The organism is Vagococcus hydrophili (assembly GCF_011304195.1).
In the GTDB taxonomy this organism is placed as follows: domain Bacteria; phylum Bacillota; class Bacilli; order Lactobacillales; family Vagococcaceae; genus Vagococcus; species Vagococcus hydrophili.
On the sequence record NZ_CP049887.1, the window covers coordinates 2,304,661 to 2,326,398 of the forward strand.

A 21,738-nucleotide genomic window follows, 5' to 3' on the forward strand; every position below is an offset into this window, starting at 1 on the left:
GACTGTGACATAAGTAGGTCACAACCTCTCTTTTTTATTGGTAAGATGTAACAAACTCTCCAAAAGCATTTCCATCATATCCTGGTGAGATTCGAACTCTTTTTAAGGCAAATAGACCATCTGATTTTTTAGCATATCCTGGTTCAGTTGTAATCGCCATTTTGTAACCTACTTCTTCTGCGATGCGTTGAACACGTTCGTCATATCGCCCAGCAGGATAGCAGAGTAAGCTAGTGTTTTGACTCAATTCTTTATCAAACCAAGCTTTAGAATCTTTCAACTCGCTTGTAATATGGCTATCTTCAAGAGTGTTCAAGTCTAAATGGGAAACAGTGTGGCTTTCGATATTAATGGTGTCACTTTGAGCCATTTCTTTCATTTGTGCTAAGTCAAAATAACTTGATGATCCCAGTTTAGATGTGATGTAACTAATTGTTGCTTTCATTTTAAGATCTTTTAAAATTGGGAACCCTTCTGTGTAGTTGTTGAGATAACCATCATCTAAAGTAACCCAAACAATTTTTTCAGCTGGCTTTTTATTTTCTGTTAAAACAATATAGGCTTCTTCTGGTGTTAAGGTATAGTAACCATTATCTTTGAGCCATTTCATATGTTCTTTGAATTCAGCAGGAGGAACTTTTAGTGAGTTTCCTTCAGGCTCTGTTAAACTGTGATACATTAAAATCGGGAAACTAATTTCTGTATCGCTCTCAATCCATTTTGTTTTCTCTTTGGAAGTTGAACTGGTTTCAGTTGATAAAGCTGTGACCTCAGTTGAGGAAGATGATGTTTTTGCCACTTCTTTAGTTTTGAAGGGGTTTAAAAAGATGAAACTTGCTAGGGCTACTTCGACAATTAATAAAAAGAAGAGTAACCAAACCCATTTCTTTTTCATAAGGGCCTCCTTAATTTTTATTTCTATTAGAAAGTTTAACAAAACATTGGTATCTAAGCAAGATAGACTGAGAACTGTTTCCTCTTTTTTCGAAGTTGTGCTAAAATGAGTGAGAGAGACATGGGTCTTTTTTTTATTGGAAAAAAGTTTAAGATCAGGAGTGTTAATTTGAAAGAATCACTATATAAATGGAATGTACAAGCAGAGGAAGAGACGTCTAGCGTACTTATTCCTGAATTAGACAGATTAAAGATTAATCAAGAGTTAGCACCACTTTTATGGAGCAGAGGGATTACTACGCCAGAACAAATAGAAACTTATTTCAATCCAACTGTGGCAAATTTCCACGATCCTTTTTTACTTTATGATATGGAAAAAAGTGTGGAGAGAATTCAGCAAGCCATCGAAAATGGCGAAAAAATACTGGTTTACGGTGATTATGATGCTGATGGTATTACAAGCACTACCGTTATGAAAGAAGCTATTGAGTTGATTGGTGGTAATGTCTGTTACTACCTACCTAATCGTTTTACAGATGGTTATGGACCTAATGTGGCTGTTTATAAGAGAATGATTGAAGAAGAGGAAATTCAACTTATTGTAACTGTTGATAACGGAGTAAGTGGGCATGAAGCCATTCAATACGCTAATACAAAAGGTGTGGATGTGATTGTTACAGATCACCATGAATTACCAGAAGAATTACCAGAGGCTTTTGCTATTATTCATCCGAGACACCCAAAAGGAAACTATCCTTTCAACGATTTAGCAGGGGTCGGTGTAGCTTTTAAAGTAGCAACCGCCCTCTTAGGTGAAATTCCGATGGAGAGTCTGGATTTAGTGGCGATTGGGACAATTGCTGATTTAGTTTCTTTAACCGATGAAAATAGAGCCATGGTAAAAATTGGTTTAGAAATAATGAAACAAAGCGAAAGAATTGGATTAAATGCTCTTGCTGACGTTGCAAAAGTTGATTTGACAAGCGCCTCAGAGGAAACGGTTGGATTTACTCTAGCCCCTAGATTAAATGCTATTGGTCGTCTAGGAGATGCTTCACCTGGTGTTGAGTTATTATCTACCTTTGATGATGAAGAAGCAGCCAATATTGCCACATTTATTCAACAAAAAAATACGGAACGTCAAACCATTGTAAAAGATATTACAGCAGAAGCTCTTGAGATGGCTAGAGAAAAAACAGATGATGCTATTTTAATTTTAGTGAATGAAACATGGCATCAAGGAGTTTTAGGAATTGTTGCCAGTCGAGTTGTTCAAGAATTGCATAAACCAACAATTGTTTTGAATTTAGACAAAGAGACTGGTCTTTTAAAAGGGTCTGGTCGGAGTGTTCAAGGAGTTGATTTATTTCAAGTCTTAAGTTCGGTGAAGGACGAGTTAGAAAGTTTTGGTGGTCATCATATGGCTGCTGGCTTAACCTTGAAACACGAAAAATTAGAAGATATAAAAAGCCAAGTGAACCAAAAAATTATTGACTTAGGAATGACTTCTCTAGATAAAGAGGAATTACTGATTGACCGCGTTCTTGAGTTAGATTCAGTCAATGTGGAATTTATTGAACGGTTAAAATTATTATCACCATTTGGGACAGATAACCCGTCACCTTATTTTTTAATTAAATCTAATAAGCTAAAAAACATTAAACAAATCGGGGCAGATAATGCTCATTTAAAATGCCAGTTAAGTGAAAAAGAAACGACAGTCGATTGTCTCGCTTTTAATCGTGGTCAAGAAATTCATGAATTTGAATTTGCAGATGAGATTGAAATCGTAGGGCAGTTATCAATTAACGAATGGAATGGTTTTAGAAAGCCTCAAGTGATGCTGACTGATTTCGCTATTTCAGATTGGCAAATTTTTGATGCCCGTGGTAAGAAAAAACAAGAAATCAATCCACAAACAGACAATGTGGGCTATCTTGTTTTCGAGGAGAAAGTGTTTGAGAAAGTTCAATCTAGAAATCCGCATACTTACTTAATAAAAGATATGAATGAAGCGTTAATTGAAAGGATTAATTCACATGAGGAAGTAGTTATTGTGGATTGTCCTTATGATTTAGAAAATGCTAAGGCTATTTTTAGTCAACTAAATGTCGCAAGAGTCTTTCTAGAAGCTAATGTATTGCAAGAGCATTATTTAACCGGACTTCCAACCAGAGAACAATTTTCAAAACTATTCAAACTAATCGCAGCACAAGAATCAATTGACATCAGAAATAAAATTAAAGACATTTCAATGTATTTAAAAATTGATAAAAATCTATTAATTTTTATGATTCAGGTGTTTTTTGACTTAGGATTTGTTACAATAGATGATGGTCTAATGACTAAAGTCCAAAATCCAGTGAATAAGCCCTTACCAGAAAGTAAAATCTATCAAGATTATCAACACAAAATTGAGATGGAAAAATTATTTTTATACAGCGACATTAAAGAAATTAAACAGTGGATTTTGCAACAGGAGGAATTCAAATGAATTTAAAAGATTATATTGCTAGTATTCCAGACTACCCAAAAGAAGGGTTATCTTCAGAGATATTTCACCTTTAATGGGAGACGGAGCAGCTTACCAGGAAGCAACAAGACAAATTGTAGCTTACGCTAAAGAACGTGGTGCAGAGATGGTTGTCGGACCAGAAGCTCGTGGATTTATTATCGGTTGTCCCGTGGCTTATGAGTTAGGAATTGGCTTTGCTCCTGCTCGTAAAAAAGGGAAATTACCTCGTGAAACAATTGAAGTAGAATACGGCTTAGAATATGGGACTGATATTTTAACGATTCATAAAGATGCGATTAAACCTGGTCAAAAAGTGATTATTTGTGATGATTTATTGGCAACAGGTGGAACAATTGCTGCAACAATCGAATTAGTAGAACAATTAGGTGGCATTGTTGTGGGTTGTGCCTTTTTAGTTGAATTAAATGAACTAAACGGTCGCGATAAAATTGAAGGTTATGATATTTTAAGATTAATGGATTTTTAATAAAATAAAAAAAGCGAACTTAGATAAATATGGCTAAGTTCGCTTTTTTATTGTGTACCACGCATACGATGTTTTCTGTTTTCAGCATGTTTTTTCATTCGCTGCTGATTCTTCATGTATTGGTGTAATCTTTTCTCATCTTTTGGAGACTCTAAAATCATGACACGAGAGGTTTGATTATACAAATTTGTTTTTATACTAGGTAATCTTTTTCTAAAACGATGATTCCATTTGAATAATTTAAACATTCGCTTAATGACTTTTTTCTTCTGTTCAAAAGATCTGGATTTATCAAAAACTTGGGAAACCGTTCGTTTGAAAACTCTGTATTGTGTGATAAAAATAGGATAATCTAAAATAACAATCAATTGTGCCTCGTCAAACGTTTGTTTCGTCCAAGAGCTGACTTGAACGCCTTCAACAATCCACGCATCCAGTGAAGACAGACGTGAGTTGAGTAAAGTGAAGCGTTGATTTTTATCTTTTATTTTTAAAAAATCATCCAATGAAATACCTTGGATGAGATATTTTTCTTGAAGTTTGATAGTTAATGAGGTTTTGCCACTTCCAGCATAGCCTATAATTCTAATTTTCATTTGATTTTGTCTCCAGTCTCATAGATACCTATTAAGACTACCTCAAAAAGAACATTATTTCAATAACCGTATAGAATATAATTTATTTTTTAAGAGGTAAAAAAAGCTGTAATTGAGTTAATTTAGTTGTTAAACCAAAGGAATGTAACATTGAAAATTCTTTAGACGAAGAGTCAAAATTACTTAATGTGAGTGTTTTTTCGAATTGATTATTTAGGTAAATTAAGATATCTTTTATCAAAGATAAGTGCTGTTCATTAAATATAACTAACTGTTGAATTGCTATGCTCGAATCACTTTCTGTAAAACTTAAATAACCGATAATCTGATGTTGATAGTGAATCATTAAAGAATTTTGAGCAAAGATTAATCTATTTTGCCAAGGAATGGTGATAGGTTCTTTGAGGCTGATACGATCCATTGGAAACTGGATAAGCTCAACAAGTGAGTCTTGTTTGTTATCTAAATTACTGATATCAGCAATAATCAGTTCATTTAATATACTATATGAAAGAGAGTCGTACATTTTTTTAGCTTTATAATTAGTGGCAATCACTTCCAGGCGAATCCCTTCACAATTATTTTGAGTAGCTAGTAGTTCAGCGTGTTTCATTAATTTCGTACCGACGTGTTTTCCTCTTGAAGCAGGATCAACAGAGATACCTCCAACCCACATTATTCTTTTATGATTTAATGTTTGAATCCCTAAAAGGATTACACCAAGATAAGCGCCTTCTTCTTCAAAAACGCAAGAAAAATCCCGAGAGAGGCCTAGAGAGTCGATCCGATGGTTTAATTGCTGTTCAGTCATATTAATTGGAACAAGGTAATCGCTGAATCCTTTGTTCCAAGTCTGTGTAACACGAGGCATCGAGGCTTTTGCAATAGGTAATAACATAAAATAAACTCCTTTATCTTCTATAGTAATTACTTATAAATTTAAAGGAGTTGAAAGCAAGAAGCAACTTTTATGAATTATTGTAAAAGAAGTTGACTTACGTTAAGGATAACGGTATCCTATTTAATGATAGAAGAGTATTTGCCGCCTTAGCTCAGTAGGTAGAGCGTTTGCATGGTAAGCAAAAGGTCACCAGTTCAATCCTGGTAGGTGGCTTTGAACCAATAGTGATAATCCTTTATTTATGAGGGATTATCATTATTTTTTTTAAACTTATTACCCAAAAATTAACCTTTTTATTCAAAAAAATAGTAACAAAGAGAATCAACTCCTTGTTACTAAAAAAGATTATAGTTTTTTTACAAATTCTGATTTTAATTTCATTGGACCAAAGCCATCAATTTTACAATCAATATTATGATCGCTATCAACTAATTTAATGTTTTTCACTTTTGTTCCTTGTTTGATTGGGTTGCTTGCACCTTTTACTTTAAGGTCTTTAATGACAGTAATGCTGTCTCCATCAACTAAGATATTGCCGTTTGAATCTTTAACGATAAACTCAGTTGATTCAGCTGAATCTTGTTCTTGTGACCATTCGTGGGCGCACTCAGGACAAACGAATAAACCTCTATCTTCATAAGTATATGCTGATTCACAGTTAGGGCAATTTGGTAATGTTGTCATGTAAACTCTCCTTTAAATTTTATCAATGTTATTGTAACCTATTGAATCTAAAAAAGGAAGTTTATTCTTAATACCTAGTTTTATGAATGAACAAGCATTATAATTAAGTAACAAATATTAAATAAAAAACATTTTTTTTATTTAATATTTGGAATTTTTAAAGAATCATGTATAATGATAGGAGCAAATTTAAAAAAAGAAGTTAAGGAGGACACCTTTTTGACGAACAATAAAGATAACGATTTTAACCAAAAAGATGATGGTCCCAAGTCTGGAAAAGATTTAAAAGATTATGTATTAAATTCTCTACAGGAAACTCCAGATACTGAGGAAGTAGTGCCGGAAAAACCTGAAGTTAATCAAGAAGTCCCAAGACGATCTCGAGGTGGTAAGCAAGATAAATACAGCTCAAGAAAAAAAGAAAATAATATGGTGAAAAAAATTGTTTTGATTATTTCATTGGCGCTTGTGCTGACAATCGCTGTAGCAGTCTTTTCGTTCTATAGCTACTTTAAGTCTAGCTTAAAACCACTTGATTCAAGTAATGATAAATTGGTTCAAATTGAAATTCCGATTGGTAGCTCTAGTAAAGAAATTGGGCAAGTGTTAGAAAAAAGTAAAATCATAAAAAGTGGTTTAGTTTTTTCTTACTATGTAAAAATGAATAATATTTCTGATTTTCAAGCAGGGTATTATCAAATGGCACCTAACATGACCCTTGAAGATATCACAAAGAATTTACAAGCGGGTGGAACATCAGAACCAGAGGCTTTAGCGGACGCTAAGATTACAATTCCAGAAGGTTCATCAATTGATCAAATTGCTGAATTGTTTGAGAAAAAAGCTGATGTTAAAAAAGAAGATTTTATGAAAGTTATTGAAGACGAGAAATTCTTCAATAAAATGGCTGGAAAATACCCAGAGTTGTTAACTAGTGCTAAACAAGCAAAAGATGTGCGTTACCGATTAGAAGGTTATTTATATCCTGCGACATACAATTACTACAAGGATACGTCTCTTGAAGATATCATTGAGCAAATGATTGTTAAAACAAATCAAGTGATGACACCATTTTACGAGACAATTGAGCAAAAGAAAATGACTGTCCAACAAGTCTTGACTTTATCTTCTTTAGTTGAAAAAGAAGGTAGTTTAAAAGAAGACCGTCAAAAAATTGCCCAAGTTTTCTTCAATAGAATCGAGACGGATATGCCATTACAATCTGATATCTCAATTCTCTATGCGATGGATCAACATAAAGTGCATTTGTCGAACAAAGACACGCAAATTGATTCACCTTATAACTTGTATGTGAATAAAGGTTATGGACCGGGACCGTTTAATAATCCTAGTGAAGAGGCAATCTCAGCTGTTATGAGTCCAGAACCTAATGATTATATCTATTTCTTAGCAGATGTGACAACAGGTAAAGTGTACTATGCTAAGACATATGAAGAACATTTAGAACTTAAAAAAGAATATATTGACGATAAAAAATAGATGAAATTTTTTTAAAGAGTGAACAAAAAATTTGTTTTTTGATGTTTACTTTTTAATCCTAACATGGTAATCTGTTTGTTATATTGCTAGTGAAAAGCTTTTCCGATACATTTCGGAAAAGCTCTTCATTTGTCAAATAACTTAATATCGTTTTAAGGAGACGTGAGTCGATTATGGAAAAAGTATATCCGATGACTTTAGAAGGTAAAGAAAAATTAGAGCAAGAACTTGAAGAGTTAAAAACAGTTAAACGTAAAGAAATTGTAGAACGTATTAAAATTGCAAGAAGTTTTGGCGATTTATCTGAGAACTCAGAGTATGAGTCTGCAAAAGATGAGCAAGCCTTTGTTGAAGGGCGAATTACAACATTAGAAAATATGATTCGTTTTGCACAAATCATTGATAATAATAATGTTTCAAAAGATGAAGTATCTATTGGACGAACTGTTAAATTTATAGAATTACCAGATGGTGACGAAGAAGAGTACACTATCGTAGGGAGTGCGGAAGCTGATCCTTTATCAGGTAAAATTTCTAATGATTCACCAATTGCGAAAGCTTTAATTGGACACAAATTAAATGAAGTTGTGACAATTAGTACACCAGGTGGAGACATGGAAGTTCGCATTGAAGAAATTTCTTAATTAAAAACAATAAAGATCTAATTTAAAACAAGTCATTAGCCGCAAAATTGATTTTTGTGTTTAATGACTTGTTTTTGTCAGAATGGAAAAATAAAAAACTAGGACTAAAGTCGTAGAGAATGTTCCTTCTTTTGTGGTTTTGTAAAATGTGTATTTCACTATATACTAGGGATAGAGAAATTTAAGTAAAGGGGAAAGCTTATGCAAAGTTCATGGAGATTCTTTATAGTAACTGAATTATTACTATTTTTATGGGCAGTCTATCAATTATTTGATAATGTGCCAGTGTTATTAATTTTAATTTTTGCTATTATAAATTTTGTCTATTCAGCTAAAAAAGTTTATAAAACTTCCTTCAATCAGTTTCAAAAAATTGGTAGTCTAGCGGCGATGTTGATTTGTCTTTTATATAGTCCCGCCGTTTGGTTGATGCTTGTTTTAGCGATTCTTTTTGTTGGTCTTAAGGGTGTTGAAGTGTCAGGTATTGATCTGTTTTCAAGTGCACCTTGGCGAAAAAAACAAATCAAAATGGTGAAAACAACAGCAAGCGAGCCAAAGTCAGGTCGTCGTTTTAAACGTCCTTGGGTGGGCAATCAACGATTTGGAAGTGATACCTACGAATGGGACGATATCAATATGTCGATTATTTACGGAGACACAATCATTGATTTAGGCAATACTTTATTACCTAAAGAAGACAATGTCGTGATTGTTAGAAAAGGCTTTGGTAAAACACGCATTTTAGTGCCAACAGGAATTGGTGTTTGTTTAGAGCACTCAGCAATGATTGGAGAAGCGGCATTTGAAGGAGAACATTTCAATTTGAAGAATGAGTCTCTAAAATTATATAGTAATGAGTTTGATGAAGCGGCAAGACGTGTTAAAATTGTAACGAACACATTATTTGGAGATATTGAGGTGATTAGAGTATGATTTCTAAAAAGAGTCGTCCTTTAATCTTTTTCTACTCCTTTTTAATGACGTTTATGATCTTAATTATTACTTTATATACTTATTTTTACGCAAAAAATCAAAAAAAATGGATGTTAGAATTAATTCATACGACCATGTTTAAAGTCCCTATCATCATTTATGTGATTGTGATTGCATTAGCTGTTAGCGGCATTGTAATTACACTTCTTTTTGTGTCAAATCGAAAAACATATAGTAAAATAGAGGAACAGCTCCAGCTTTTGGCAGTAGGTAATTATGAACATGAATCATTTACAGAAATTGAAACCTTTGTCAGTCAAGATGAGTTTGTTTCAGAACTTGAGCAAGATATCTATAAAATTAGAAATAAAATGGTGACAATCTCAAGAGAGCTTCAAGAATCAAATAGTTACCCTAAAATGCTTGAAGGTGAAACAAAAGAAGAAGTCATCAAAGAGGAGCGTCATCGTATTGCAAGGGAGTTACATGATTCGGTTAGTCAGCAATTATTTGCCGCAACTATGATGTTATCAGCGCTTAATGAGGGTGTCTCAGAACTAGATGTTCCAGAAGTTGTGGAAAAACAAGTTCAAATGATTGCAAATATCATTAATACTTCTCAATCTGAGATGCGTGCCCTGTTGCTGCATCTGCGACCAATTAATTTAGAAGCTAAGTCATTGAAACAAGGTATTGAGATGCTTTTAAACGAACTTCAAACTAAAATTAATATCGAACTCTTATGGAATGTAGAAGATGTTTGCTTACCTAGTTCAATTGAAGATAATCTATTTAGAATTATTCAAGAATTACTTTCAAATACGCTGCGACACGCCAATGCAAAATCTTTGGAAGTTTATTTGAAAAAAATTGACCAAACAGTTTTACTAAGAGTGGTGGATGATGGTCAAGGTTTTGACATGAATCAGCCAAAAGTAGGTAGTTACGGTTTAAATAATATCAGAGAGCGGGTTGCTGGCATGGGAGGTACTTGTCGAATTGTCAGTTTTAAAGGACAAGGGACAAGTATTGAAATAAAAGTTCCTGTATTAGAGGAGAGTGAAACGAATGATTAAAGTATTGTTAGTTGATGATCATGAGATGGTAAGATTAGGAGTCTCATCTTATTTAATGATTCAATCAGATATTGAAGTGATTGCAGAAGCTGAAAACGGCTTGATTGGTTATGAGAAAGCATTAGAATTGAAACCGGATGTCATTTTAATGGATTTAGTGATGGATGTCATGGACGGGATTGAAGCAACAAAGAAAATTCTTTCAGATTGGCCTGAGGCACGTGTCATTATTGTGACGAGCTTTATTGACGATGAGAAAGTTTATCCAGCCATTGAAGCCGGAGCGGCAGGTTATCTCCTAAAAACATCATCAGCCAAAGATATTGCCAATGCGATTCGTTCAGCTCACCAAGGGGAAAAAGTGTTAGAACCTGAAGTGACAAGTAAGATGATGGAACGGTTATCAAAACCAAAAGAACATGTTTTACATGAAGACTTAACCAACCGAGAAAAAGAAATTTTATTACTTATTTCAGAAGGTAAAAGCAATCAAGAAATTGCAGACGAATTATTTATCACACTAAAAACAGTGAAAACACACGTTTCAAATATTTTATCAAAATTAGATGTTGAAGACCGTACGCAAGCGGCTATTTATGCGTTTAAGCAAGGTATTGTCAAATAAATTAAATAAGTAGGGAGAATCATTATGCGTAAATCATTTGCTATTATTGGATTAGGAAGATTTGGTGGGAGTGTTTGTCGTGAATTAATTAAATCGGATCAAGAGGTATTAGCCATTGATAGTTGTGAAGATAGAGTGAATGAATACATGAATATTGCAACACATGCTGTTGTAGCTAATGCTCAAGATGAAGCAACATTACGGTCATTAGGTCTTAGAAATTTTGATCATGTGATTGTCGCAATTGGGGAAGATATTCAAGCAAGTATCTTAGTTACTTTAATGGCAAAAGAGATGGGTGTGCCAAGAATCACAGCTAAAGCCCAAGACGAGTATCATGCCCGCGTTTTAGATAAAGTGGGAGCAGATACAGTTGTCCATCCAGAAAGAGACATGGGTATTCGGTTAGGGCATAAATTAACCTCGAACAATATGTTGGACTTCATCGAGCTTTCTGAGGATTATTCATTAGCCGAAGTCATGATCACGCATAAGAAGTTTTATAATAAAACCATTGAAGAAATTAACTTTAGAAAACATTTTAATTTAACCATTGTAGCTATCAGACGTGCAAAAAATGAGTTAATCGTCTCACCCCCAGCTAATCAGATGATTATTGAAAATGATATTTTGTTAGTTGTCGGGCACAATGAAGATGTGGATCATTTAGATGAAAAGATGAACCGTTAGCAGTGAGCAAAATGCTCATTGCTTTTTTTTTTATATGTTACAATTCATTTGTAAGAAATGGAGTGATGGAATGAAACTAGAAATAACCCCAGAAGCAGTTGAGTGGTTTGAGAATGAATTACTATTAAGCTCTGGAGACAGCATTAGAATTTATGGGAAATATGGCGGAGCAACTAATGTCCATGTTGGTTTTTCAACAGGATTAGAAGTAACCACTCCTAATGAAGCACTCATTGAAAAAGTGGAAAATGGGATTACGTTTTTCACTGAAGTAGGGGACGAATGGTTTTTTGCTGATTACACCTTAGAGGTTTCTTTAGATGAGACATTAAAAGAGCCAGCTTATTATTATAGATAAAAAAGATAAGGAAAATGACAGTTACGTCAGATTCCTTATCTTTTTATTTTTGTTTTGTTTTTCGATTTGGTTTAGGGAAAATATTAAAGTAAATCAAAAGTGTTAAGGCAAGTCCAGCAGACCCTAATGAAAGACTAGGCCATAAAAATTGAAGGACAATGGTTAAAATAGTTGGAATCGTTGCACAATATACTAAAACTTTGAAAATTTCGCCAAATTTTAAATTGATCATCTTAAGTTTGGTAAAGATATTAGCGAAAAATGTCATAACGACTAAATCAAATAATAAACTTAAGAAAATGACTAAACCTGATGTTAATAAAATAAATAGCACTAATACCATTTTTTGAGAATCATTCGTTAGTAGATTGGTTAAAAAATCTTTATCCAATATTTTGAGTTGAGGTGTTGTATAAGGTAATGATAACACACTGCTATCTAGAACATCAGCAGTAGAGCCAACTGTAGGTAAAACTAAAACAACTTCATTTTTTAGAAGTGCTAGAGCCATGTTACCACCAGTAGCATCTGTTTCAATATCCTTCTTATTACGTTTGCCTTCAGGATCAAAGGTGAAGATCATTGAATTGGTTTGATAAATAAAACCGGCATCTTTCTTATCTGTTTTAATCGCCCCATCTTTAATTGAAAAGTCGGGCACTTTCTGAATGATTTTATCGCCATCTTCTTTTAATGAATCAAGAAAACTCATACTTTGAATCACCGTTGGTAAGCTCAAGATGATAGATAAAAGAATCATGTATAAGAAAACATGGAACCCTTTTTTCTTTCTTGCTTCAATCAAAAGAGAAGGTTGCTTAAATGCTGCTTGAATTAATTTAAATGTACTCATAAGATCTCCTTTGTGAATTAGTCAATACCTTTTATTGTAACGCGTTTGAATCACGGAAACAAGCTTTTGGGATAAATGTTTTTTTCAGTTCAATTTTTTGTTTTTATTGTCGCTTAATGTTATATTTAATGTGTTAAGTCAGACCATTAAGGATTGATTTACTAACTATTAGGAGGCTTTTATAATGACATACACATTACCAGAATTACCATATGCATACGATGCACTAGAACCACACATTGATGAATTAACAATGAAATTACATCATGACAAACATCACAATACATATGTAACTAATTTAAACGCAGCAATTGAAAAACATCCAGAATTAGGATCTAAAACAGTTGAAGAATTAGTATCTAACTTAAACGATGTACCTGAAGACATTCGTATGGCAGTTAGAAATAATGGTGGTGGACATGCAAACCATACTTTCTTCTGGGAAATTATGGCAGCAAACGCTGATGGCGAACCAACAGGAGCAATTAAAGGAGCCATTGAAAGTGCATTTGGAAGTTATGAAGAATTTAAAACAGCCTTCACAGCAGCAGCTTTAGGACGTTTTGGTTCTGGTTGGGCTTGGTTAGTTGTTAATGAAGGTAAATTAGAAATCATGTCAACACCAAATCAAGATTCACCATTATCAGAAGGAAAAACACCTGTATTAGGTTTAGATGTTTGGGAACATGCTTACTATAAAAAATATAGTAACGTTCGTCCTGATTACATTAAAGCATTCTTTAATGTTGTTAACTGGGAAGAAGTAAACAAACGTTTCTCAGCAGTAAAATAGAAAAATAACCCAAAGAGTAAAAGAATTCTTCTTTTACTCTTTTTTATTTGGTAGAATTCTTTACAATGATGGCTTAAATAGACTATTATATATGAAAGAAACTATTTATTAATTTAATGAATGAACATATAAATGAAAATTCTTGAGTATGTTATAATAGGTCAAGGAATTAAGGAGGGCTATCATGATTTTAGAGATAGTAAAAGCTGAAGCATTAGAGGAATTAAATAAAGAAGCAGCCAAAATAAGACAATTGATTACCAATCAAAAAAACTATCAGTGTATTACTCAATGTAAAGCGTTTGAAGAAGTGGTTGATACACAAATGTATGGTTTTTCAAAACAAATAGATTATGCTAAAAGAATTGGCATTTTAACAAGAGAAGAAGGCAGTAAAATAATTAGCGATTTAGAGCAAGAATTAAATCAAGTGTACGGATCTGTTTTTGATGAGCAAAAGAAAAAAGAAACAAGTAAGTAGCGAGAGGAAGTGGTTTTTTTGCCGAAACAAATCAATAAACGCTTGTATTTAGATTATGGTATTTTAATTCCGTATTTATTTTTATCAATTATGGGGATTATTATGGTTTATAGTGCTAGCTCCGCTAAATTGGCGATGCAGGGAAGGAATCCAGCATCAGACGCCATTAAGCAAGCAGCTTTTTTTGTGATTGGCTTACTAGCAATCACGTTTATCTATAAAATGAAGACAAAAGTTTTTCAAAATAAAAATTTTATTATGATTGCTATTGGCGTAATTAGTTTAATGTTAATTTTAACTAAATTTACGAATATGGGACAATCTGGTGGTGGAGCAGATGGTTGGTTAAACATTGGGGGAATTACACTTCAACCAGCAGAATTTCTGAAAATTGTGATTATCTGGTATCTAGCTTATATTTTATCCAGAAGACAAAATATGATTAATAAAAATTTCAAGGAAGCGGCGATGAAACCGTTAATTTTAATTGGTGGTTTGATTTTCTTAGTCGTAATCCAACCAGATAATGGGGGAGCTGTTATTTTAGCAATGATTGCTTCTATCATGATTTTTGCTAGTGGTATTAATTATTTTTATACAGTCCTAGCAATGGGAACAGGAATTGTTGGTGCCTTTTTAGCGATTCAAACGATTGTTTTAACAGGAGGACTCATTTTTCCTGATCGCTTTCAATATGTTTATAATCGTTTTAGAACCTTCTCTAACCCATTTGTTGACCCATTAGGTGCCGGACATCAAATGGTCAATTCTTACTACGCCATGAGTAATGGTGGTTGGTTTGGATTAGGGATTGGTAATAGTATTCAAAAGAAAGGCTTCCTACCAGAAGCTCAAACCGATTTCATGTTCTCGATTGTTATTGAAGAACTAGGTTTGATTGTCTCTTTTGTTATTTTAGGCGTGTTATTGTTTTTAATTTTAAGAATTTTAATTATTGGTATTAAGTCAAAAAATACCTTTAATTCGATGATGTGTATTGGTATCGGCGGGATGATGCTTATTCAAACATTTATCAATATTGGTGGTATTACAGGGATTATTCCTTTAACAGGGGTAACTTTTCCATTTTTAAGTCAAGGTGGCTCAAGCTTAATCACGTTATCTATCGCTGTTGGTTTTGCTTTAAATATCAGTGCAGATGAGAAAAAAAGTCATTTTGACAAACAAAATGAAAAACTAGCAATAGAGTACTCAAGAGAGCAGACAACACGTATGCTTGAATATCATAAATAAGGTTGGAGGAATTTAGTATGAAAAGAGTTTTAGTAGCTAACCGTGGTGAGATCGCTATTCGTGTTTTTCGCGCATGTACAGAGTTAAATATCCAAACTGTGGGTATTTACGCAATGGAGGATGAGAGATCAATTCATCGATTTAAAGCAGATGAAGCTTACCTAGTCGGGAAAGGTAAAAAGGCAACAGACGCGTATTTAGATATTGAAGACATTATTCGCATCGCCAAAAGTAGTAAAGTAGATGCCATCCATCCGGGATATGGATTTTTATCTGAAAATTTAGAGTTTGCTAAAAGATGTCATGAAGAAGGTATTATTTTTATCGGGCCAACGTTAGAACACTTAGATATGTTCGGTGATAAGATTAAAGCAAAAGATGCCGCTATTTCTGCAGGTGTTCAGTCTATACCAGGAACAGACGGTCCAGTTAACTCAGTTGAAGAGGTTTTAGAATTTGCGAATGAATTTTCTTATCCAATTATGATTAAAGCCACACTTGGCGGTGGTGGTCGTGGTATGCGTGTTGCTCGTAATGAAGAAGAAGCAAGAGATGGTTATGAACGTGCTAAAAGTGAAGCGAAAGCAGCTTTTGGTAATGATGAAGTCTACGCAGAGAAATACATTTCAAATCCTAAACATATTGAAGTTCAAATTTTAGGAGATACACACGGTAATGTGATTCATTTATTTGAAAGAGATTGCTCCGTTCAAAGACGTCATCAAAAAGTTGTTGAAGTGGCTCCCTGTGTGTCTATGTCAGATGAGCAACGTGTGAAGATTTGCGATGCTGCTGTTAAACTAATGAAACACGTTGGTTATGTGAATGCTGGAACGGTTGAATTTTTAGTTGAAGGTGAGAATTTTTATTTCATTGAAGTCAATCCTCGTGTCCAAGTAGAACATACAATTACTGAATTAATTACTGACGTGGATATTGTCATGTCTCAATTAGAAATTGCAATGGGCAAAGACTTACATAAAGAAATCGGTATTCCAGAACAAGAAAAAATTAGTATTCACGGCTTTGCAATTCAATGTCGGATCACAACAGAAGATCCTTTGAATAATTTTATGCCTGATACTGGTAAAATAGATACCTACAGATCACCAGGTGGTTATGGTATCAGACTGGATTTAGGAAATGCTTTTGCAGGAGCTGTGGTAACACCATTCTTTGATTCTTTACTTGTAAAAGTCTGTACTCACGGAATTACTTTTGATCAAACAATTTCAAAAATGAATCGTGCACTTAAAGAGTTTAGAATTCGTGGTGTAAAAACGAACATTCCTTTCTTAGCCAATGTGATTTCACATCCAACCTTTAAATCGGGTGACGCGATTACAACCTTTATTGATGAATCACCAGAACTGTTTGAGTTTCCTCGTGTAAGAGATCGTGGAAATAAAACGATGAAATATATTGGTGAAGTGACAGTTAATGGTTTTCCTGGTGTTGGGAAACTAGAGAAAAATTTCCAAAGTGAAGCTAGAATTCCGGGGAAAATCATCACAAAACCAACAATTCAAACAGCTAAGAACATCTTAGATACTCAAGGTGCTGATGCTGTGGTTGATTGGATTAAAAATAAAGATGAAGTGTTACTGACGGATACAACCTTTAGAGATGCCCATCAAAGTTTATTAGCAACTCGTGTTAGAACGAATGACTTAAAGAAAATTGCTCAATTAACAGACGAAGGTGTTCCTGAATTGTTTTCAAGTGAAATGTGGGGTGGTGCGACCTTTGATGTGGCGTACCGTTTCTTAAATGAAGATCCATGGGTACGATTACGTAAGCTAAGAAAATTAATGCCAAATACATTGTTCCAAATGCTCTTTAGAGGATCGAATGCTGTAGGCTATCAAAACTATCCAGATAATGTGTTAAAAGAGTTCATTGAAGTATCTGCGGCAGAAGGAATTGATGTCTTCCGTATTTTTGATAGTTTAAACTGGTTACCACAAATGGAAAAAAGTATTCAGTATGTTCGAGATACAGGGAAAATTGCTGAAGCAGCGATTTGCTACACTGGAGACGTGTTAGATCCAAATCGTGCGAAATACAATCTTGCTTATTACCGAGATATGGCAAAAGAGCTGGAAAAAATGGGTGCTCACATTATTGCAATTAAAGATATGGCAGGGTTACTTAAACCACAAGCTGCGTATCACTTAATTACTGAGTTGAAATCAGCAGTAGATGTGCCAATCCATTTGCATACTCATGATACATCAGGTAATGGGATTATCACTTATTCAGCTGCAACGAAAGCTGGTGTCGATATTATTGATGTGGCTATGAGTGCGATGAGTAGTGCCACAAGTCAACCAAGCATGAGTAGTTTATATTACGCTCTTAACAATGGACCAAGAACGCCCGATGTTAATATAGAAAATATTCAACAGATTAACCATTATTGGGAAGATGTTCGTAAGTTTTATGCGCCATTTGAAAATGGTATTAGTGCCCCTCAAACAGAAGTTTATTCTCATGAGATGCCAGGTGGTCAATATTCAAATCTTCAACAACAAGCAAAAGCTGTTGGACTTGAAGAAAAATGGGAAGATATCAAAGGTATGTATTCTGATGTGAATGAACTATTTGGAGATATCGTTAAAGTAACCCCATCATCTAAAGTAGTAGGGGATATGGCTTTATTCATGGTTCAAAATAACTTAAACTCAGATGATATCTATGCTAAAGGTCGAGAGTTAAATTATCCTGAATCTGTGATTAGTTTCTTCCAAGGAGATTTAGGTCAGCCAACAGGAGGATTTCCTAAAGAACTTAAGGAAATTATCTTAAATGGTCGTGATTCAATTGAAGTTAGACCAGGAAGTTTAGCTAAAGCAGTTGATTTTGAGGCTGTTAAGTTAGAGTTAAAAGACTTAGTTGGTTTTGAACCAAGCAAGCAAGATGTTTTAAGTTATATTATGTACCCTCAAGTCTTTCTTGATTACTGTAAAATGCATGATGCTTTTGGAGATGTGGAGTTACTGGATACGTTAACGTTCTTTAAAGGGATGCGTGTGGGTGAAACAGTTGAAGTTAGAATTGAAAAAGGTAAAACTTTGATTATTACTTTAGATGAGGTTGGTGAACCTGACTTAGAAGGTAATCGTGTGTTATTCTTTAATTTAAATGGTCAACGTCGTGAAATCGTGATTAAGGACCAAAATGTGAAATCTAAAGTCTTGTTAAAAGAAAAAGCAGAACCAACCAATAAAGGACATGTGGCAGCAACTATGTCTGGCTCAGTTTTAGATGTTCTTGTAACGCCTGGAGAGGCAGTTCAAAAAGGACAAGCGCTCCTTGTAACAGAAGCGATGAAAATGGAAACAACGATTTATTCTAAGCGCGATGGCGTGGTGAAACGTGTGTTAGTTTCAAAAGCGGATGCCATTCAATCAGGAGATTTAATGATTGAATTAACGATTTAATTCAAAAGGAAGTAGGCATTATAAGTGAAACGAATAATTGAATTTGTTGTCTGTTTGATATTAGTCTTTAGTGTGGTTTATATAAAACCAGTCATATCATCTTACAAAAATCCAAAGCCTAAGAACGATCTTTCAATTGAGAAAGTAAAAATGACCCATAAATCTGTGCCCTACTATGAACTAAATACAACAGGGATGGCAAATCAGATTGGTAAAACAAAAGAAGAATTTCTAAAAGAATTTCCCAATCCTAAAAAACGCTGGGAATCATATGATCAAACAGAGTGGCTTGTTTACGGGGACTCAGTTAATGATTATTATCAAGTTGAAATAAAAAACCATGTGGTAGTCAGTGCCTTTGTTTTAGGAAGTGACGTTGATTCAAGCCCTTTTACAATGAACATGAATTTAGTTGATTTAGCAGAAATTACAACAATTTTTTCTAACTTCAATTTTGAGTATGGGGATCAAAAATACGAGGTTGAATTAACAGAAGATGACATGAACTATAGGCCTTTAGTCGCTTTTAATAATGGTACTTTTGCTATCTTGCATATGAATCAATTGACAGGGAAACTCTTAGGCATTCGCTATCTTGATAAACAGACGCTCCTTAGTATCATGCCCTATCAAATGGAACAAGAAAATCATGTTAAGCTGACTAAACAAAAGGATACCACTGATTTTAAAAAAGTAGATGAAGCTAACCGAGAACAATTAGTCACTTTACTTAATCTTTTTAGAGAGAAAGATGAAAAAAAAGGCTACCATGTAGATGTTGATTTACAAAACAAAGCAAATAAAGGCTTAGAGATTTTATCAGAAAAGCCAGAATCAATTATTACTGATCAAGATCATCTGGCTGATTGGAAGAAGATGAGCGAAAAACAATCAGAGGCTATCTTGTTATTATCAGATGAAGAGATGTTAAAATTAGGCAAGGAAGTTGAATTGAAAAGTAAAAAAGATCACGGTGTATTTTATGGTCCAGTCAACGACGTTCCTTTTATGGTTACTAATTGGTATGGCAGCCGTTTCTATCATGAAGAAATTGATCATAAAAAAGATACAACGGTTGGCATCACATTTACCAAAGAAAAATCATTAATTTTCTTTGGTGAAGAAGAAAAAAAACAGACGATTGAAAGTAGTGATAAACCTTGATTTATAATGAAGATTTTTTCGAAATTGAAAATCTAGTGAATGAATTATCGGTTGAATTATTAAATAGTCAACACGTTTTAGAGTATGTATCCATTTATAAAGAAATGGATCAAAGTACTGAGGTGGATGTCGTATTGACAGAGTTTTTAAAGGCTAAGGAAAGTTTTGAAAAAATTGAACCTTATGGTAAATACGCACCCGATTTCAAAGAGAAGCGCCGAGAACTAAGACAGAAAAAGAGACTATTAGATACGAATGACTTAGTCTCTAGTTTTAAATATCAAGAAACCTCACTTCAAAATATGTTAGATTACGTGACTCATGATCTTGCGAAAGCTATTTCAGATGACATCAAAATTGATGCCGGTAATCCATTTTTTGAATTTGCAAAAAGAGGATGTGGAGGTAGTTGTCATGTTAGTTAAAGAAGTTGAAGATACGTTAGAGCTAGTTCCCAGAAGAGGTTTAGTGGTCTGGGTTTATAGTTTGAAACAATTAAAAAATTTACGTCGTTTTGGTTATGTCCATCATGTATCAAAAAAAATGAAATACGTTGTGCTCTATGTTGATGATATAGATGTTGATCAAAAAGTTGAGAAATTAGAGAAGCAATTCTTTGTTCGTAGTGTTGAAAAATCAATGCGTCCAGACATTAATATGGATTTCGATAACCGTCTAGGTAATAAAGAAGTTATTGAAGCAGAACCTTTAGAATTTGAAGAGCAAAAAACAGAAATTAGATTAGCAGAGTTTGTAGAATAGAAAAAAATAAAGTGTTTAAATGGATAATTATCTGTTTAAACACTTTTTTATTTGCTTAAAAGAGCGTTATATAAGGCTCTAAATCTGTTTTAGAAGTTGGCACGTGAATTGCTTATATATAAATGAGGTGAGAAATAGATGAAAAGAAATTATTTAATTGCAACACATGGAGAATTAGCCAAAGGTATTCAAAGTTCACTTAATATCTTAGCTGGAAAGGGAGATGATGTGACTGTTATTAATGCCTACATGACAGATGAAGATTACACACCTGTTATTGTTGACTTTATTAATAGCATTGGTGAAAACGAACAAGGCGTTATTTTTACTGATTTATTTGGTGGGAGTGTGAATCAAAAAGTCGTAACAGAAGTTTTAACAGCAGGCAGAGAAGATATTTTTATTTTATCTAATATTAATTTAGCTATTATTTTATCGATTTTATTTTTACCAGAAGAAAGTGCAATTACCACAGAAATGATTCAAGAGGCTATCAATGAAAGTCAGGTAACACTTGTACAAACAAATCAAGATGATGAAGAAGAAGATATCTTTTAGGAGGAAAAAAGAATGATTACACAAGTTAGAGTTGATGACAGATTAATCCACGGACAAGTTGCAGTTGTTTGGACCAAAGAATTAAACGCCCCACTTTTAGTTGTAGCAAATGACGAGGCAGCTAAAAATAATGTGATGCAAATGACATTAAAAATGGCTGTTCCTAATGGGATGAAGTTATTAATTCGTTCAGTTGCGGATGCTATTGAATTGTTTAATGACCCTAGAGGAAAAGATAAACGAATTTTTGTTATTGTAAACAGTGTTTCTGATGCCAATAAAATTGCTCAAAATGTGACAGATTTGGATGCAGTCAATGTAGCTAATGCAGGTCGCTTTGATAAATCAGATCCAGCAACGAAACAAATGGTCTTTCCAAGTGTTCAGTTAAATCCAGAAGAGATTTTGGCAGCTAAAGAGTTGGCTTCCTTAGAAAGAGTCAAAAGTTATAACCAAGTGTTACCAACGAATCCACAAATTGATTTAAAAGAAACAATAAGCAAATTTTAAAAGGGGGAAATTGAATT

At 33.8% G+C, this 21,738-nt stretch carries 22 protein-coding genes, 1 tRNA gene and 1 pseudogene; 19 read left to right on the top strand and 5 right to left on the bottom strand.

Annotation, left to right across the window (positions count from 1 at the left end; genetic code table 11):
• Window positions 1-34 precede the first annotated feature (34 nt).
• The gene (locus tag G7082_RS11310; protein WP_166035162.1) at window positions 35-895 is read right to left on the bottom strand and encodes a polysaccharide deacetylase family protein; all 861 of its coding nucleotides are present in this window, start codon (window positions 893-895) and stop codon (window positions 35-37) included.
• Between the two features lie 168 nt (window positions 896-1,063).
• Between G7082_RS11310 and recJ the strand changes: the two genes are divergently transcribed.
• Window positions 1,064-3,388 carry a single-stranded-DNA-specific exonuclease RecJ gene (recJ, locus tag G7082_RS11315; protein ID WP_166035163.1) on the top strand — a complete coding sequence of 775 codons (2,325 nt, stop codon included), beginning with the start codon at window positions 1,064-1,066 and terminating at the stop codon, window positions 3,386-3,388.
• Window positions 3,385-3,896, top strand: a pseudogene (locus G7082_RS11320) (adenine phosphoribosyltransferase). Before recJ ends, G7082_RS11320 begins: the two are co-directional and overlap by 4 nt.
• Window positions 3,897-3,943: 47 nt before the next feature.
• Here G7082_RS11320 and G7082_RS11325 read toward each other — a convergent pair.
• Both G7082_RS11325 and G7082_RS11330 read right to left on the bottom strand, forming a co-directional pair.
• Entirely contained in the window at window positions 3,944-4,492 is a 549-nt protein-coding gene (locus G7082_RS11325; RefSeq protein ID WP_166035164.1) for a P-loop NTPase family protein, read from the bottom strand.
• 82 nt (window positions 4,493-4,574) lie between these two features.
• Window positions 4,575-5,390 (bottom strand): GNAT family N-acetyltransferase, encoded by an 816-nt coding sequence (locus G7082_RS11330; protein WP_166035165.1) that lies wholly within the window; start codon window positions 5,388-5,390, stop codon window positions 4,575-4,577.
• 143 nt (window positions 5,391-5,533) lie between these two features.
• Here G7082_RS11330 and G7082_RS11335 point away from each other — a divergent pair.
• Window positions 5,534-5,606: transfer RNA gene (locus tag G7082_RS11335), tRNA-Thr, on the top strand.
• Between the two features lie 132 nt (window positions 5,607-5,738).
• Here G7082_RS11335 and G7082_RS11340 read toward each other — a convergent pair.
• A complete protein-coding gene (locus G7082_RS11340) occupies window positions 5,739-6,077 on the bottom strand; it encodes a zinc ribbon domain-containing protein YjdM (RefSeq protein WP_166035166.1) in 339 nt (112 codons plus the stop codon).
• A gap of 219 nt (window positions 6,078-6,296) precedes the next feature.
• Here G7082_RS11340 and mltG point away from each other — a divergent pair, with 219 nt between their 5' ends.
• From mltG to G7082_RS11375, 7 genes are all read left to right on the top strand, one after another.
• Window positions 6,297-7,577 (top strand): endolytic transglycosylase MltG, encoded by a 1,281-nt coding sequence (gene mltG / locus G7082_RS11345; RefSeq protein WP_238842647.1) that lies wholly within the window; start codon window positions 6,297-6,299, stop codon window positions 7,575-7,577.
• 170 nt (window positions 7,578-7,747) lie between these two features.
• Window positions 7,748-8,221, top strand: a complete 474-nt coding sequence (greA, locus tag G7082_RS11350) for a transcription elongation factor GreA (RefSeq protein WP_166036080.1) — start codon at window positions 7,748-7,750, stop codon at window positions 8,219-8,221.
• A gap of 201 nt (window positions 8,222-8,422) precedes the next feature.
• Window positions 8,423-9,154, top strand: a complete 732-nt coding sequence (liaF, locus tag G7082_RS11355; protein WP_166035168.1) for a cell wall-active antibiotics response protein LiaF — start codon at window positions 8,423-8,425, stop codon at window positions 9,152-9,154.
• Window positions 9,151-10,230, top strand: a complete 1,080-nt coding sequence (locus tag G7082_RS11360; RefSeq protein WP_166035169.1) for a sensor histidine kinase — start codon at window positions 9,151-9,153, stop codon at window positions 10,228-10,230. The genes liaF and G7082_RS11360 overlap by 4 nt, the downstream gene beginning before the upstream one ends.
• Entirely contained in the window at window positions 10,223-10,855 is a 633-nt protein-coding gene (locus tag G7082_RS11365; RefSeq protein ID WP_166035170.1) for a response regulator transcription factor, read from the top strand. Before G7082_RS11360 ends, G7082_RS11365 begins: the two co-directional genes overlap by 8 nt.
• Before the next feature lie 24 nt (window positions 10,856-10,879).
• Window positions 10,880-11,545, top strand: a complete 666-nt coding sequence (locus tag G7082_RS11370) for a potassium channel family protein (RefSeq protein ID WP_166035171.1) — start codon at window positions 10,880-10,882, stop codon at window positions 11,543-11,545.
• A 70-nt stretch (window positions 11,546-11,615) separates the two neighbouring features.
• On the top strand, window positions 11,616-11,903 hold the full coding sequence (locus G7082_RS11375; protein ID WP_166035172.1) for a HesB/YadR/YfhF family protein: 288 nt from the start codon (window positions 11,616-11,618) through the stop codon (window positions 11,901-11,903).
• A gap of 43 nt (window positions 11,904-11,946) precedes the next feature.
• Here the strand turns inward: G7082_RS11375 and G7082_RS11380 are convergent, their stop codons facing one another.
• Window positions 11,947-12,756, bottom strand: a complete 810-nt coding sequence (locus G7082_RS11380) for a DUF1189 domain-containing protein (RefSeq protein ID WP_166035173.1) — start codon at window positions 12,754-12,756, stop codon at window positions 11,947-11,949.
• A 184-nt stretch (window positions 12,757-12,940) separates the two neighbouring features.
• Here G7082_RS11380 and G7082_RS11385 point away from each other — a divergent pair, with 184 nt between their 5' ends.
• The 9 genes from G7082_RS11385 to G7082_RS11425 all read left to right on the top strand — a co-directional run bounded on the left by G7082_RS11385 (window position 12,941) and on the right by G7082_RS11425 (window position 21,721).
• Window positions 12,941-13,549 carry a superoxide dismutase gene (locus G7082_RS11385; protein ID WP_166035174.1) on the top strand — a complete coding sequence of 203 codons (609 nt, stop codon included), beginning with the start codon at window positions 12,941-12,943 and terminating at the stop codon, window positions 13,547-13,549.
• A gap of 187 nt (window positions 13,550-13,736) precedes the next feature.
• Window positions 13,737-14,030 carry a DUF1507 family protein gene (locus G7082_RS11390; protein ID WP_420825035.1) on the top strand — a complete coding sequence of 98 codons (294 nt, stop codon included), beginning with the start codon at window positions 13,737-13,739 and terminating at the stop codon, window positions 14,028-14,030.
• Window positions 14,031-14,048: 18 nt separating this feature from the next.
• A complete protein-coding gene (locus G7082_RS11395) occupies window positions 14,049-15,284 on the top strand; it encodes an FtsW/RodA/SpoVE family cell cycle protein (RefSeq protein WP_166035176.1) in 1,236 nt (411 codons plus the stop codon).
• A 17-nt stretch (window positions 15,285-15,301) separates the two neighbouring features.
• Window positions 15,302-18,727 carry a pyruvate carboxylase gene (locus G7082_RS11400; protein ID WP_166035177.1) on the top strand — a complete coding sequence of 1,142 codons (3,426 nt, stop codon included), beginning with the start codon at window positions 15,302-15,304 and terminating at the stop codon, window positions 18,725-18,727.
• Window positions 18,728-18,751: 24 nt separating this feature from the next.
• Window positions 18,752-19,891 (top strand): CAP-associated domain-containing protein, encoded by a 1,140-nt coding sequence (locus tag G7082_RS11405; RefSeq protein ID WP_166035178.1) that lies wholly within the window; start codon window positions 18,752-18,754, stop codon window positions 19,889-19,891.
• A complete protein-coding gene (locus tag G7082_RS11410; protein ID WP_166035179.1) occupies window positions 19,888-20,316 on the top strand; it encodes a YlbF/YmcA family competence regulator in 429 nt (142 codons plus the stop codon). The genes G7082_RS11405 and G7082_RS11410 overlap by 4 nt, the downstream gene beginning before the upstream one ends.
• On the top strand, window positions 20,306-20,653 hold the full coding sequence (locus G7082_RS11415) for a YlbG family protein (protein WP_238842648.1): 348 nt from the start codon (window positions 20,306-20,308) through the stop codon (window positions 20,651-20,653). The genes G7082_RS11410 and G7082_RS11415 overlap by 11 nt, the downstream gene beginning before the upstream one ends.
• Window positions 20,654-20,791: 138 nt before the next feature.
• Window positions 20,792-21,211, top strand: a complete 420-nt coding sequence (locus G7082_RS11420) for a PTS sugar transporter subunit IIA (protein ID WP_166035180.1) — start codon at window positions 20,792-20,794, stop codon at window positions 21,209-21,211.
• Between the two features lie 12 nt (window positions 21,212-21,223).
• Window positions 21,224-21,721: a PTS sugar transporter subunit IIB gene (locus G7082_RS11425; RefSeq protein WP_166035181.1), complete on the top strand. Its 498-nt coding sequence runs from the start codon at window positions 21,224-21,226 to the stop codon at window positions 21,719-21,721.
• Window positions 21,722-21,738: the final 17 nt, after the last annotated feature.